This window comes from Kribbella rubisoli, assembly GCF_004217145.1.
In the GTDB taxonomy this organism is placed as follows: domain Bacteria; phylum Actinomycetota; class Actinomycetes; order Propionibacteriales; family Kribbellaceae; genus Kribbella; species Kribbella rubisoli.
Genome location: NZ_SHKR01000013.1, coordinates 1,126,587 through 1,140,580 on the forward strand (window position 1 = coordinate 1,126,587; position 13,994 = coordinate 1,140,580).

Annotated in this window: 15 protein-coding genes; 8 read left to right on the forward strand and 7 right to left on the reverse strand. The window is 67.9% G+C overall.

Going from position 1 to position 13,994, the window contains the following annotated elements:
- Positions 1-18 precede the first annotated feature (18 nt).
- Entirely contained in the window at positions 19-753 is a 735-nt protein-coding gene (locus EV645_RS25560) for an SAM-dependent methyltransferase (protein ID WP_242000638.1), read from the reverse strand.
- 63 nt (positions 754-816) lie between these two features.
- Here EV645_RS25560 and EV645_RS25565 point away from each other — a divergent pair, with 63 nt between their 5' ends.
- From EV645_RS25565 to EV645_RS25590, 6 genes are all read left to right on the forward strand, one after another.
- Positions 817-1,602, forward strand: a complete 786-nt coding sequence (locus EV645_RS25565; protein ID WP_130446468.1) for a class I SAM-dependent methyltransferase — start codon at positions 817-819, stop codon at positions 1,600-1,602.
- Positions 1,603-1,796: 194 nt separating this feature from the next.
- The gene (locus EV645_RS25570; RefSeq protein ID WP_130446469.1) at positions 1,797-3,002 is read left to right on the forward strand and encodes a neutral zinc metallopeptidase; all 1,206 of its coding nucleotides are present in this window, start codon (positions 1,797-1,799) and stop codon (positions 3,000-3,002) included.
- A gap of 18 nt (positions 3,003-3,020) precedes the next feature.
- Entirely contained in the window at positions 3,021-4,307 is a 1,287-nt protein-coding gene (locus EV645_RS25575; protein ID WP_130446470.1) for a neutral zinc metallopeptidase, read from the forward strand.
- A complete protein-coding gene (locus tag EV645_RS25580) occupies positions 4,307-5,269 on the forward strand; it encodes a neutral zinc metallopeptidase (protein WP_130446471.1) in 963 nt (320 codons plus the stop codon). The genes EV645_RS25575 and EV645_RS25580 overlap by 1 nt, the downstream gene beginning before the upstream one ends.
- Positions 5,266-6,159, forward strand: a complete 894-nt coding sequence (locus tag EV645_RS25585; protein ID WP_130446472.1) for a neutral zinc metallopeptidase — start codon at positions 5,266-5,268, stop codon at positions 6,157-6,159. The genes EV645_RS25580 and EV645_RS25585 overlap by 4 nt, the downstream gene beginning before the upstream one ends.
- A gap of 1 nt (position 6,160) precedes the next feature.
- Complete coding sequence (locus EV645_RS25590; protein ID WP_130446473.1) at positions 6,161-7,033, forward strand: neutral zinc metallopeptidase; 873 nt, start codon at positions 6,161-6,163, stop codon at positions 7,031-7,033.
- Here EV645_RS25590 and EV645_RS25595 read toward each other — a convergent pair.
- Positions 7,020-7,475 carry a GNAT family N-acetyltransferase gene (locus tag EV645_RS25595; protein WP_130446474.1) on the reverse strand — a complete coding sequence of 152 codons (456 nt, stop codon included), beginning with the start codon at positions 7,473-7,475 and terminating at the stop codon, positions 7,020-7,022. The genes EV645_RS25590 and EV645_RS25595 overlap by 14 nt on opposite strands.
- 180 nt (positions 7,476-7,655) lie before the next feature.
- Between EV645_RS25595 and EV645_RS25600 the strand changes: the two genes are divergently transcribed.
- Complete coding sequence (locus EV645_RS25600; protein ID WP_130446475.1) at positions 7,656-8,483, forward strand: mechanosensitive ion channel family protein; 828 nt, start codon at positions 7,656-7,658, stop codon at positions 8,481-8,483.
- Between the two features lie 60 nt (positions 8,484-8,543).
- On the opposite strand, the gene EV645_RS25605 is transcribed toward EV645_RS25600, so the two are convergent.
- The 5 genes from EV645_RS25605 to EV645_RS25625 all read right to left on the reverse strand — a co-directional run bounded on the left by EV645_RS25605 (position 8,544) and on the right by EV645_RS25625 (position 13,372).
- Positions 8,544-9,074, reverse strand: a complete 531-nt coding sequence (locus EV645_RS25605) for a hypothetical protein (RefSeq protein WP_130446476.1) — start codon at positions 9,072-9,074, stop codon at positions 8,544-8,546.
- 39 nt (positions 9,075-9,113) lie between these two features.
- Complete coding sequence (locus EV645_RS25610) at positions 9,114-9,833, reverse strand: hypothetical protein (RefSeq protein ID WP_130446477.1); 720 nt, start codon at positions 9,831-9,833, stop codon at positions 9,114-9,116.
- Between the two features lie 92 nt (positions 9,834-9,925).
- Positions 9,926-10,930 carry an N-acetylglucosamine kinase gene (locus EV645_RS25615; RefSeq protein ID WP_130446478.1) on the reverse strand — a complete coding sequence of 335 codons (1,005 nt, stop codon included), beginning with the start codon at positions 10,928-10,930 and terminating at the stop codon, positions 9,926-9,928.
- Complete coding sequence (locus tag EV645_RS25620; protein WP_130446479.1) at positions 10,918-12,174, reverse strand: 6-phospho-beta-glucosidase; 1,257 nt, start codon at positions 12,172-12,174, stop codon at positions 10,918-10,920. Before EV645_RS25620 ends, EV645_RS25615 begins: the two co-directional genes overlap by 13 nt.
- Positions 12,175-12,184: 10 nt before the next feature.
- The gene (locus tag EV645_RS25625) at positions 12,185-13,372 is read right to left on the reverse strand and encodes an ROK family transcriptional regulator (protein ID WP_130446480.1); all 1,188 of its coding nucleotides are present in this window, start codon (positions 13,370-13,372) and stop codon (positions 12,185-12,187) included.
- Between the two features lie 145 nt (positions 13,373-13,517).
- Here EV645_RS25625 and EV645_RS25630 point away from each other — a divergent pair, with 145 nt between their 5' ends.
- Positions 13,518-13,943, forward strand: a complete 426-nt coding sequence (locus EV645_RS25630; protein ID WP_242000639.1) for a hypothetical protein — start codon at positions 13,518-13,520, stop codon at positions 13,941-13,943.
- Positions 13,944-13,994 lie beyond the last annotated feature (51 nt).

A 13,994-nucleotide genomic window follows, 5' to 3' on the forward strand; every position in this document is an offset into this window, starting at 1 on the left:
CCCCAGCATGCCAGGCGCTCAGCGCTTCCGGGCCGCCAGGATCGCAAACGTCAGATACTCGCCCTGATCCGTCTCGAGCATGTCGAGCGAGCCGTCGCGTCGCTCGTCCCGGTACTCCGCGACCGCGCGGGACCATCTGAGCCAGTCCGACCAGCCGTTCTCCTGCAGCCGGGCCGCGGTGACGTCGACCAGATCGGTGATCTCCCACTGGAACCGCCACCAGTCCGCGGTGTGCCAGGCGAGCGCCTCCCAGCCGACCACGTTCTTGATGTGCTCCGGGATCTGGCCGAGCTCGCGGACCTCCTTCGTCATCGCCGGAGTCGCGACTCCGAACTGACCGCCCGGCTTGAGGAAGCTCGTGATGTAGGCGAGGTAGTTGTCCGCGGTCCCGAAGTACTCGTACGCGTCGATGCAGACGATCGCGTCGAAGAAGCCCTTCGCGAACGGCAGCGCGTGGGCCTCCGCCTTGAGCGTCACCACCCCGTCCTGGGGCGCGATGTAGGCGGCGGCGTCGGTCGGGTCGATCCACAGGTCCGCGGCCCACACCTGTGCGCCGTACTCCTTCGCCAGGAAGACTGAGGTCGCGCCCTTGCCGGATCCCAGGTCGAGCACTCGCATGCCGGGTCGCAGGTCGAGCTCGCGGGCGAGATCCTCCAGCAACCACAGGGGATTCGGGCCCATGTCGCCGGACAGCAGCCACTCGGCGTCGTACCCGTTGGCCCGCGGATAGTCCTCGTGCTTCAGCTCCACCACGCGCACAGGGTAGCGGTGGGAAAACGGGATGTGCTCGGGATTTTCGGGCGGCACAGTAGGTGAATGGTTGATCTTGATCCGTTGATCCATGAGTTCTACCGGGACCGGTACGTCGAGGACGACCGGCTGATCCGGTCCGGACACGGCCGCCTGGAGTTCGTGCGAACCCAGGAGCTGCTCCGCCGATGGCTGCCGCCCGCGTCCGACGTACTCGATGTCGGCGGCGCGACCGGGATCCATGCGCGCTGGCTCGCCGAGGACGGTCACCGGGTCACGCTGGTCGATCCGGTCGTCGAACACGTCGAGCAGGCGGCGACCGTGGGCACGTTCAGCGCCGAGGTCGGCGACGCCCGCCACCTGCGGCAGGCCGACGCGAGCGTGGACGTCACGCTCCTGCTCGGTCCGCTCTACCACCTGGTCGAGGCGTCCGACCGTGCCCAGGCGCTGTCCGAGGCGCGCCGGGTGACACGCCCTGGCGGCCTGGTCATCGCGGCCGGGATCAACCGGTACGGCGGTCTGATCGAAGCCGGAAGCAACGGCCACCTCAGCCCGGAGAACCTCCACTTCTTCACCGAAGCCTTCGCCTCCGGCCGCAACGACGGCAAGTCCGGTTTCACCGTCGCGTATTTCCACCACGCCGGCGAACTGGCCGCCGAACTCACCGGCGCCGGCCTCACCGACGTCGAGGTCCTCGGAGTCGAAGGCCCCGCCGCCAACATCCTCCAGAACACCCCACCTGAGGCCGTCGACGGCCGCCTCCCATCCGCCGTCCTCCTCGCCCGCCAGGTGGAGTCCGACCCCAACCTCATCTCTGCCGGCTTCCACTTCCTGGCCCACGGCCGCCGCTGATCCGAGATGCCCCTTCGGGCAGGACTGTCCAGGGGGTGACGGTCGCGAAACGATGTCAATAGCTGCAACTCGGTTTTCGGCAAGGTGGTCCAGGCCGTAACATCAGCCGTCGGCCGGCACTGGGGGTGTTCCGGCCGTTCTGGTGGATGGGTGGGACCGGCGTGCGGCCGGTACTGGGGAGAAGCGGGGAAGTCATGGCCGACAAGCCGGCGCCCAAGCCTGGTCACTTCCTGCCTGGCGGCGAGGGTGAGCAGCAGGGCTCGACGGACGTTCAGCGACCGAACGTGGCACCGCCGGCCGGGCCGCTGGCCGCGCCGACGCCGCGACTCGGCGGTGAGGCCCCACCGATCCCGCCACAGTTGCAGGGGACCCGCATCGACCCCCGCCGTACGACGTTGTCCAGCAGCCGGCTCGGTCCGCCGCCGGCCGACGACCGTGCGGCCGCGGCGTACCGGGAGGTGTTCCACCCGCAGCCGATCCCGTTCGACCCGACGAAACGGCGCTCGAAGGGCCTGGTCGCGCTGATGGTGGTCGCCGCGCTGCTGTTCGTCGGCGGCGGCGTGACGTTCGCCGTCAAGGTGTTCTCGTCCGACAAGTTCAGCGTGAACCCGATCGCGACGCCGTCCGTGAAGCCGACCGGCGGGCCGGCGACCACCGAGCCGGTCGGGAAGGGTACGCCGGACGCCGACATCGTCGGCAAGAACGCGATCTACGCGGTCGGCGCGATGCCGGTGGTGAAGTGCCAGGAGCCCGCGTTCCGGCCGACCTCGATGGAGAACGTCCGCTCGTACTACGAGGCGCTGACGGCATGTATGGACAAGGCCTGGAAGCCGATCGTGACCAAGGCCGGGTTCGAGTTCCGGTCGCCGCGGCTGATCATCTACAACGAGGGTGACGAGACGGCGTGCGGCGTACAGAAGGACCTCGCGCTGTACTGCCAGGACGACCAGGGCGGCAGCGCGACGATGCCGTGGCAGAAGATCGTCGAGGACTACCCGAAGCACAAGGCCGAGACCCGCGCGGAGATGGCGCAGTCGTTCGCCTTCGTGTACGGCGTCCACGTGCAGAACCTGACCGGGATGGCCGAGGCGGCCGACAACCTCGCCGACACGGCCGCTAACAAGGCCGGGCAGTTCGAGCAGCAGCGGCGGGCCGCCCTGCAGGCGTACTGCTTCGGTGCGGTGTTCTTCGGCGCGGCCAAGAACAGCTTCCCGCTGCGCGGTGAACTGCTGAACCAGTGGAACGGGCTGATCCAGCGCCGCGGCGACGACAAGACCAAGGACAAGACCCCCGACCACGGCTCGAGCAAGAGCCTGGGCCTGTGGATGAACCAGGGCTTCGCGACAACCAACCCGGGTAGCTGCAACACTTTCGTCGCTGCATCCGCGAAGGTCAGCTGAGCGAGATGGGAATGGCCGATGCCTGAGTCCGAGGACGGTACGCCGAAGCCGGGACACTTCCTGCCCGGCGGCAGCGAGGAGCCGGCCGCCGGGTCGCGTCCGCTGATCCTGAAGAGCCGGCATCCCGACGGCCTCGGGAAGGCGCGCTCGGTCGCGCTGGACGACGCCCCGGTACGCCGTAAGGCCCGTCCGATCCCGACCGAACCCGGCACCACGAGCGAGTACAGCGGCCCGCCGGTCGCACCGCTCACCGGCGCCCCGCTGCCGCCGCTCACCGGCACTCGCCGGATCGGCGGGCAACGGCCGACGGGCTGGCACAAGAACCCGTCGCGCGGCGTACCGCAGTTCTCGACCGAACCACCGCCGGTCAAGCCACCCCGCCACTACTCGAGCCGCGTGATCGCCGGCCTCGCCGCCCTGGTCCTCGTCATGCTCACCGGCGCCACCGTCGCCGGCTTCAAACTGATCAACTCCTACGACACCAGGGTCGACAACCCACTCTCACAGCCGTCGGTGAAAAGGCCCCAGCTCCCGATCCCAACCCTCCCGGACCCGACGGTCACCGTCACCGTCCCGGGGATCCCGGACATGGTTCGCCTGCAGAAGAACAAGCTCTACACGTCGGGCAAGGTCGCCGCGGTCAGTTGCAAGGAGCCCGCGATCAAGCCGGACTCGCAGTCCGCGATCCTGCGGTACTACCAGGCGCTGCTGCCCTGCCTGAACAAGGCGTGGGAGCCGGTGGTGAAGCGGGCCGGGTACGACTTCCGGGCGCCGAAACTGAGGCTGCAGACCAGCCAGGCCACGTCCGAGGACACCTGCACCGGTGAGTCGGATACGGCGTTCTACTGCGGTTACGACGAGAGCATCAACATCAGCTGGAAGAACGACCTCGCCTACTACAAGAACAGCCCGGAGGGTGCCCGGGTCTGGATGCTCGACACGATGGCCCACGAGTACGGCCACCACGTCCAGGAGATGACCGAGATGCTCACCGCGGAGACCTCCCGCGAGGGTTGGACGAACTCCAAGGCGATGAAGCTCGAGTGGTCCCGCCGCCTGGAGCTACAGGCGACCTGCTTCGGCGCCGCCTTCCTCGGCGCCAACAAGAAGGCGCTCGGCATGTCCGGCGAGAAGCTGCACGTCTGGCAGTGGGAGACGCAGCACTCCGGCGACGAGTACAGCACGAAGAAGCTGCGCGACCACGGCTCCCGCAAGAACAACTGGGCCTGGGCCGACCCCGGCTTCAAGTCCGCCAGCCCTGCCTCCTGCAACACCTTCACCGCACCCGCCGCCAAGGTGAGCTGATGCGCCGCGGTCCGGCGGTGGCGCTGGTCGCGTCGGCTTTGGTGTTGGCCGGGTGTGCGCCGTCGCGTGCGCCTGCCGCTGCACCGACGCCCTCCACGACACCACGGACCACGACAACACCGACTGCGACGACGCCCTCCGCGACGGCCCCGCTGGTGACGCCGATGCCAAAACCCAGCCGGGCACCGGTTGCGCCGAAGACCGTACGGGTTCCGCCGAAGGCACCGACCCCGACGTACCGATCGTTGGAGAAGAAATACCTGGTCCGCAACAAGATCTACTCGGCGGGTCCGGTTCCGGCGGTGACCTGTGCGCTGCCACAGATCGAGCTGAGGACGCGAAAGGAAGTGCAGCAGTACGCGAGTGCGGTCCTGGGCTGTCTCCAGCGAGCCTGGAAGTCAGTTGTCGAGCATTCGGACGTCGAGTTCACCTCCGCAAAGGTGTACGCCGTCAACGCGGGCTCGAAGACCCGCTGCGGGATTCTCACCAAGGAGGTCGGCGGCTTCTACTGCGCGGACGGCTCCGGCATCTATCTCGACTGGCAGGAGTTCGTCGAGGACAACGAGTACGACCGGGAGTGGGCTGGGGTGTACCTCCAGTTCACGATGGCGCACGAGTTCGGTCACCATGTGCAGCAGTTGGTCGGAATCTCGGAGTACTACGACGAACGCTCGGAACGCGTGAAGGGCGCGCTCGGCCTGCAGGAGATGCGCCGGCACGAACTGCAGGCGTCCTGTTTCGCCTCCGCGTTCCTCGGTGCGAATCAGCAGACCCTGGACCTGTACGACGCGAAGCTACAGGCGTACCGGGACGCGGCGTACTCCGGCGACGACGACCCACCGGCATCCACACCGGACCACGGATCGCGCAGGAGCAGCACCGCCTGGGCCGAAGCCGCCTTCAAAGCCAAGTCACCATCCGCCTGCAACACCTGGGCCGTCCCCGCACAGCGAGTCACATGAAACGCCTGCCTCTCGCGGTAGCCGTCGTGCTGTGCGTGCTGTTGGCCAGCGGCTGTGCGTCGAACAGCTCGCCGACTGTCGCCGCACCGGCGCCGCCGACGACGACGCCAACCCCCACGCCGACGCCGGTCGCGGTGGTGAGCACGCCGTCGGATCCGATCTCGATCGACCTCGCGGACGGCGTCATCCACAACAAGCTCTACACCGCGGGCAAGGTGCCGGCGGTGCGGTGCTCGTTGCCGCGGCCCGACCTGACGTCCAAGGCGGGGATGGTCGCGTACGCCAAGGTGCTGGTCGCGTGCATGGACAAGGCGTGGGCGCCGATGGTGGAGAAGTCCGACGCCTACCTGGTGCCGCCGGAGGTCTTCGCCTACAGCGTGCGCCACCCCAAGGCCACGCCGGAGTGCCTGGACCCGCCGGCGAACTCCGACGCGTTCTACCACTGGAGCGGCATGACCGGGAAGATCTGCATCGAGTGGGAGGAGTTCCTCGAGGCGGGCGATCCGGTGGAGAACCTGATCGACTTCGAGCAGCTCGTCGCGCACGAGTACGGCCATCACGTCCAGCGGTCGGTCGGCATTCTCACGCTGTACAACGAACTGATGCGCGGGAAGTCCGAGGCCGGCCAGCTCGAGGTCATGCGCCGCAAGGAACTGCAGGCGAGCTGCTTGGGCGCCGCGTTCCTGGGCGCCAACAAACAAACCTTCTCCCTGTCCGGCCGCCGTCTCGCCCTCTGGCGCTCGATCGTCCAGCACGTCGGCGACGAATACAGCACGGTCCGGGACCACGGCTCCCGCAAGAACCACGGCTACTGGACGATCCGAGCCTTCGCCACCACCACCCCTGCCTCCTGCAACACCTTCACCGCCCCAGCAAAGCGAGTCAGCTGAAATGCCCGGTACGCCGAAACGCGCCGCCCTCGCCGCCGCAGCCGCCCTCTGCGTGCTGTTCGCAGGCGCTTGTACGCCGGACGGGACTCCGCACGTCGCCGCACCGACACCGACCGTTGCGCCGACTGCACCGCCGCGGACTCCCGTCGCGCGAGCGGTCGCTGAGCCGGCGCCGATCAAGGACGAGTTTCTGCTGTACAACCCGCTGTACCGCGCCGGGCAGGTCACAGCCGTCAGCTGTTCGTTGCCCACCGCCAAGCTCTCGAACCAGCAGGCGATGATCAGGTACGCCACCGCGTTCGTTTCGTGCCTGAACAAGGGCTGGGGGCCGATCGTCACCCGCGCAGGCTTCGATTTCGTCCCACCGGAGGCCGTTTACCCATCTCCGCCTGGCACCAAGACTGCCTGCGGCCCGATGGAGAAGGGGTACTACGGCTTGTACTGCGACTCCAACCGAGGCATCTATTTCAACTGGCCGGAGTACGTCGTCCCGGGTGCCACCCAGGAAGACACCGCAGCGTCGGTGCAGTGGCTCATCGCCCACGAGTACGGCCATCACGTGCAGTGGCTGACCGGTATCGCCGACGACTACGGCGCCCGCTACGGGGCCGCCGACGGGGCCGCCGCGGAGAAGGTCGAGGAGAACCGCAGCGAGATGCAGGCGCACTGCTTCGCCGCTGCCTTCTTCGGCGCCAATCAGAAGACATTCCGGATCCGCGGTGAACGGCTCTCGCACTACGGGCATCCCGGCTACGACCGTGGGGCGGCGGACTCGATCAACTTCGACCACTGGCTGCGGCAGGCGTTCAAGGCGAGGGGACCGAGCGGCTGCAACACCTGGGCTGCGCCGGCGAGCAGCGTCACTGGAGTTTGAGTTTGAAGCCCTCGTGGGAGTTTGTGAAGCCCAGGTTTTCGTAGAAGCGGTGGGCGTTGGTGCGGGTTTTGTCCGAGGTGAGTTGGACCAGGGTGCAGCCTCGGGTGCGGGATTCTTCGATGGCCCATCGGATGAGCTCGGTGCCGAGGCCCGAGCCGCGGGCGGGTGCGGCGACCCGGACGGCTTCGATCAGGCCGCGGGTGGAGCCTCGGCGGGACAGGCCGGGGATGATCGTCAGCTGCAGCGTGCCGATCACCTCATCGTTGCGATCGGCAACCATCAGCAACTGGTTGGGATCACCATCGATCTGCTCGAAGGCGGCCAGGTACGGCGTGAGATCGTCGAGGGACTCGCGGGTGGCGCCGAGCTGGTCGTCGGCGATCATCGCGACGATCGGGCCGACATCGGCGGCGGTGGCGCGGCGGATCACGGTTTCGGGCATGGTCGCAGCATCTCAAACTTATGCAAACACTTTTCCTAGGGGGACCCGCCGTACCGGGCTGTTTGCCCTGCGCAACCAAGGGTACGAGTGATACTGGACACCACTGCATCCGCCCGTGTGCCGGGGTCGTGTGCAGTGCTGCGCGACAGCGGATGCGGGCCAAGTCGGAAGGAAGTCCCGATGTCCGCATTAGCGATCGACTTCACCGGGCCGTTCGAAGATGCCTTCAGCAAATTGCTGTCGTTCATCCCGAACCTGCTCGGCGGTCTGGTCATCCTGGTGGTCGGCTACTTCGTAGCCAAAGTGCTCGGCAAACTCGTCGGCAAGCTCCTCGGCCGGGTCGGCTTCGACCACTGGATGGAAAGAGCCGGCGTCTCCGGTGTGCTGCAACGGTCGGGCACGGGGCTGACCGCTTCGGCGATGCTGGGCAAGGTCGTGTTCTGGTTCGTGTTCCTGATCAGCTTCACGATGTTCGCCTCCGCACTCGGCGTGCCGGAGATCTCGAACTTCATGAGCAACATGCTCGGCTACATCCCGCGGATCTTCGCCGCGATCGTGATCATCTGCCTGGCGGCGCTGTTCGCGAACTTCCTGGCCGCGATCATCCGCGGTGCCACCGGCAACGAAACGCTCGCCAAGGTGGGCAAGTACGCGATCCTCGTGTACGCCGCGTTCGCCGCGCTGACCCAGCTCGGTATCGCGGTTCAGTTGACCGGCAACACGCTGCTGATCGTGCTCGCCGGCGCCGCGCTCGCCCTCGGTCTTGCTTTCGGCCTCGGGGGCCGCGAGATGGCCGGCCGCGCATTGGCCAACCTGTTCGACCGCGAGAAGATGATGAAGCCGACCGCGGACCAGAGCCCGATGAGCGGTACGCCGTCGTACCCGGCTCAAGGCGGCTACGACAACGGCTATCAGCAGCCCATGCCGCCCCAGCAGCCCCCGGCCGCACACAGCGCCGGTTACTCCAACGGGACCCAGCCCACCGGTAACTGGCAGTCGGGGCAGTAAATCCGCAGTAGTTCTCCTCAAGGCGGGCGGCGATCCTACCGGGTTGCCGCCCGTCCCTTGTCAGCTCTCCGAGGCGTCAGGCCCGGCTTCGCGAACGTCCTCGACCTTCCGCATCGCTTCGCGGAGGTCGGACAGCCAGGTTTCGCTGTGCTGGGCGACCAGTTTGACGCACCAGCCGAGGGCGTCGCTGCGGGAGCGGGCTACGCCGGCGTCGACGAGGGTGTCGAGGACCTGGCGTTCGGGCTGGCGGAGGCGGGTCATCACCGGCGCGGACAGTGAGGTGAAGATGGTCCTGGTCTCGCCACAGCGGACGCCCCAGGCGACCTTGCGGCGGGTGGCGTGCTCGAGCTCGCGGGCGATCTCTATCCGGTGGTCGCGGGTGTCCTCGCGGAACTGCTTCACCCGGCCCGCCTCGGCGGAGGAGCGCTCGGCGTCGCTCACGTCCTTGCTCTGCTCGGGTGCGGGGATCCGGCCGACGATCAGGATCTCGTCCCGGTCGATCGACAGCTCGGTCTCACCCTCGAACCAGTCGCCCGGCAACCGCCCGGTCAGCCAGCCCCGCACCTTCTCCTGCTCAGTCTGTGTACTCATGTAATCATGATTACACCTCAACGGGACGAGCTCAAGCAATCAGCGGTACTGCACCGTGTACGCCGCGTGCGCGTCGCCTTGGGACAGCCCGATGTTCGAAACACCGATCACCAGCGTGTGCTTGGTGACGTCGTTCCGGTACGTCACGTACGTCGTACCGGCCGCGCCTTCGGTGGAGATGCGCGTCCAGTGCGCTCCGCCCTTCGCGGCGACCTTGTGCAGCTGTGCGGCCGCGGTCGGCGTCGCGTAGTACGCAGTCCACTTCGTGTCGCCGCGTCCCCAGGCCCGAACCAGATTGTCCGACCATTGGACCGCGTTCCAGGCCTGCGGCTCGCCGCTGAACTTCGCGGTGTACGCCGCGTGCCAGCCGTTCGCCGCGCGCAGACCGACGTTCTGTACGCCGATCGTGAGGTTCCCGCCGCGAGCGTCGTCGTGGTACGTCACGTAGATCGTCCCTGCGGCGCCTTCGGTCGAGACCCGGCGCCAGTGGATGCCGCCAGGCAACGCCTGTCCGTAGAGCGTGCGGGTGACGGCCGTCGACGCGTAGCAGTTGGCGGTTGCGGTCGCACCGCTGCCCCACGCCCGCACCAAGCGGTCGGCGTAGGCCGCCGCGGAGATGTTCGTCGCAGACGCAAGCCGGCTACAGCTGGCCGTCGTCGTGGTTGCGGTGGCCGGCGCTCCGGCCGCGGTGAGAACGAATGGCGCGCTCACCGCGAGTGCCGTCGTACCGCCCAGACCTATGATCCTTCGAATCATCATCGACCTCCCGAGTGGATGTGGTCCTACTCGTGGGACGCCACATCACACGCGGGAGTTTGCATTACTGGCCAATGAAACAGGGCTGCAATGTGTCAAGCAGCCGGTGGCGGCGCAAAGGCTGCGCGTAACCGCTCCTGTGCACTTGCCCCAGCAGCCGTATGGTCCAGACCGAGCAACGCTGCACCTACTACCGGCGGTACGTCGACCACACGCGGGACCGCCTTCGGAGCAACCTCGGCGAGCAGACGCGTGACGCGGTCGAGCAGAACGGAGTGTCCCGCGGTCAGAACGCCACCGCCGAGTACGACGGTGACGTGCTCGCCCAGCAGTTCGAGCCGCCGCAGCGCGCTGACTGCCATCGCGACGATCTCCTCGGCCTGTTGCTGAATGATGCCCAAGGCAACAGTGTCGCCGGCGGCCGCGACCTGGAACAGCACGGGCCCGGCCTCCAGTTGCCGCTCGGCCGGGATGTCGCCGAAGTGGAACGCCTCGATCAGCGCGGCCAGCGACGGCATCCCGTAGTGCATCGGGAGCGCGGTGAGCAGTGCGGTCGCCGGACCGCGGCCGTCCTCTGCGCGCGACGCCGACCAGAACGCCTCTTCGGCCAGCTGCGCACCACCGCCCCAGTCGCCGGTCAGCTTGCCCAGCGCCGTGAAGCGAGCGGTCCGTCCGTCCGGCAACATCCCGGAGCAGTTGATCCCCGCACCGCACACCACTGCCACACCACGCGGTTCGTCTACTCCGGAACGCAGCAGCGCGAACGTGTCGTTGGTGACGTACACCGACTCCGCCCAGCCGCACTCCTCGAAGACAGTGGTCAACTGCTCGACTTCGATCGGCAGGTCGGCGTTCGCCAGGCACGCCGAGATCTGCTGCACCAGAGGTACGTCGCCGAGGCGCAGTCCGGCTTCTGCAGCGGCTGCCCGCACCAGCGGCTCCAGTCCGGCCACTGCAGCGACAGACCCTAGCTTCTGCGGCTCGAATCCGCCGCCACGCGCCGTACCGAGCACTGTCCCGTCTGCGGCGACCAGTGCGACGTCGGTCTTGCTGTTGCCGGCGTCGAAGGCGAGGACTCCGCCCGGGACTAGCGCGCCCACGGAAGGTACGCCTTGTTGTGCGCAAGCAGCTTGTCGGTCAGCTCTTGTGCGAGCGAGATCTGCCCGACCAGAGGATGTGCCAGCAGTGCCCGGAACACGCGCTCGGATCCACCCTTCACAGCGGCCTCCAGCGCCAGGTCCTCGTACGCCGTGACGTGCGCGACCAGTCCGGCGTACAAAGGCTCCAGGGGGGCGACGGGCTCCGGCGTCGTTCCCTCTGCGCCGACTGTGGCAGGCACCTCGATGACAGCATCGTCAGCGAGGAAGGGGAACGTGCCGTTGTTGAGGGTGTTCACCACCTGCACGTCGCCGGTGTTGTTGAGCAGTGACGACGCCAGTGCGACAGCGGCCTCGGAGTAGTACGCGCCGCCGCGCTTCTCGAGCAGTGCGGGCTTCTCGTCGAGCTTCGGGTCGGCGTACATGTCCAGCAGCTCTTTCTCGAGAGCTGCGACCTCTGCGGCGCGAGAAGGCTTGGTGAGCAGCTCTTTCACCACTGCGTCGTGCGCGTAGTAGTAACGCAGGTAGTACGACGGCACAACGCCCAGCTCGCGTACGACGTCGGCCGGCAGGATCAGGTCCTCGGACAGCTCGTCCAGGTGCTCGGCGAGCAGCTTCGGCAGCATGTCCTCGCCGTTGACGCGGACCGCGCGCTCCCAGGTCAGGTGGTTCAACCCCACGTGGTCCAGCGACACCTCTTCCGGCGTGACTCCGAGCATGGCGGCGAACCGACGCTGGAACCCGATCGCCACGTTGCACAGCCCGACGGCCTTGTGCCCGTGCGACAACAACGCACGGGTCACGATCCCCACCGGGTTGGTGAAGTCGATGATCCAGGCGTCCGGATTGGTACGCCGTACTCGCTCTGCGATGTCCAGCACGACCGGCACGGTCCGCAGCGCCTTCGCGAGACCACCGGCGCCCGTTGTCTCCTGGCCGACACAGCCGCACTCCAGCGGCCACGTCTCGTCCTCGTTACGCGCAGCCTGCCCGCCGACGCGCAGCTGAAGCAGTACGGCGTCCGCGCCCTCGATACCCGCGTCCAGATCGGATGTGGTGATCACGCGGCCGGCATGCCCTTGTTTTGCGAAGATCCGGCGGGCCAGGCCGCCGACCAGCTCGAGCCGGTCCGCCGCCGGGTCGACCAGCACCAGCTCCGAGACCGGCAACGTGTCCCGCAACCGGGCGAAGCCGTCGACGAGCTCGGGCGTGTAGGTGGACCCGCCACCAACGACTGTGAGTTTCATGCTGTGGCTCCTAGGTGACAGGTGGACCGGCGGTGTCGAAGACCTCGTCGCGGGTCGTGCTCAGTGCGGACTGCAGTGCTCCGGAGAGCACGGGATCGGTGCTGATCGCGGTCATCAGCAGCTGCGGCCGCGGTACGGCCAAATCGGCGAGCTCGTCCTGGACGAGGCCGCGCAGACGTTCGCCACCTGCGGTGATGACACCGCCGGCGAGCACGATCAGCTCCGGGTCGACGACTGCGACGACCGCGGCCAGACCGACGGCCAGCCGGTGCGCGAACTCCTTCAGTACGGCGTCGCCCGCGCCCTCGGTCTGCAGCGCGGCCGCGATCGCGGCTTCCGCCGTACGTGCCTTGAGGCCGTGTTCGCGGGCGAGCTCCAGGACCGGCTCGCCACCGGCGAGCTCCTGGAAACCGCCGGCGTTGTTGCGCCCGACGTTGCGGACCAGCGGCGTACCCGGGAGCGGCAGGAACGCCACCTCACCCGCGCCGCCGGTCGCACCGCGGTGCAGGCGGCCGTTGATCACGATCGCGGCGCCGATGCCTTCCTCGCCCCAGAGCAGCACGAAGTTGTCGTGCTCGCGGGCGTGGCCGATGCGCTGCTCGGCGATCGCGGCCAGGTTGACGTCGTTCTCGACCTCCAGCGGTACGGCGATCGCGGCGGCCAGCTCCTCGAGCAGGTGCGGCGCGTGCCAGCCGGGTAGGTGGGTCGCGTACCGCAGCCGGCCGGTCGTCGGGTCGAAGCCGCCCGGCGTACCGATCGAGACCCGGTGCAGGCGTTCGCGATTCAGGCCCGCCTCGCCGGCTGCGCCCTCGATCGCCTTGACCACCCGGTCGACGGTGCCCTTGGCGCTGCGGCCCGGCGTGGCCAGCTCGTACTCGCCGACCACCTTGCCGGTCAGGTCCGCGACGGCCGCCCGGATCCGGGCCGGTGTGACGTCGAGGCCCGCGACGTACGCGATGCCGCCGTTGATCTCGTACAGCTGCGCGTTCGGGCCGGGACGGCCTGCCGTGGTGCCGCTCGGGCGGACCAGATGGGCAGCCTCCAGCCGCGCGAGCAGTTGGGACGCAGTCGGCTTGGACAGACCGGTCAGGTTGCCCAGCGTGGTGCGGGAGAGCGGTCCCTGGCTGAGTAGCAGATCCAGGGCGGCGCGGTCGTTCATCGCGCGCAGCAGGCGCGGCGTTCCGGGTGTTGTTGCCATGAGCCAACCCTGCCTCCCTTCGCCGCCCGCGGGTACTCGCCGCGCTGAATATGCGAACTGTTAGGAAAGTTTCCTATTAACGCGAGACCGTACGGCGGACTTCGTCGGGTGTCAATCGGCGGCCCTCGGTTAGGGTTGCCTAACTATGTCCACTGGGGAGTTGTTGAGGCGGGCGGTCCGGCGGCATCGGGGCAGGATGATCGCGGGCGTGCTGGTGCTGTCGTTGCATCAGGCGACCGAAGCGGCCGTGCCGGTGGCGATCGGTGTGTTCGTGGATCGCGCCGTGTCGACAGGACGCGTCGAGCCGCTGCTGTGGTGTGTGCTGATGATGGTCGTGCTGTTCGCCGTACTGTCGAACGCTTGGAAGACCGGTGCGCGGCAGGTCGTGTGGGCGATCGAGTACGAGACACACCTGCTCCGGCTGGAGATCGCGCAGCGGGTGCTGGACCCACGCGGTCACCGCACCGGGCTGCGGTCCGGTGAGCTGCTGTCGATCGCTACGTCGGACGCCGAGAAGGCCGCACTGGTGGGCGGTTTCAAGGGGTCGTTGCAACACCGCCTTGGTTTCTAGGTGGTGAGTAGATCACGCAAACGCTCGGCTGGGGTGTCCCAGTCGAGCGTT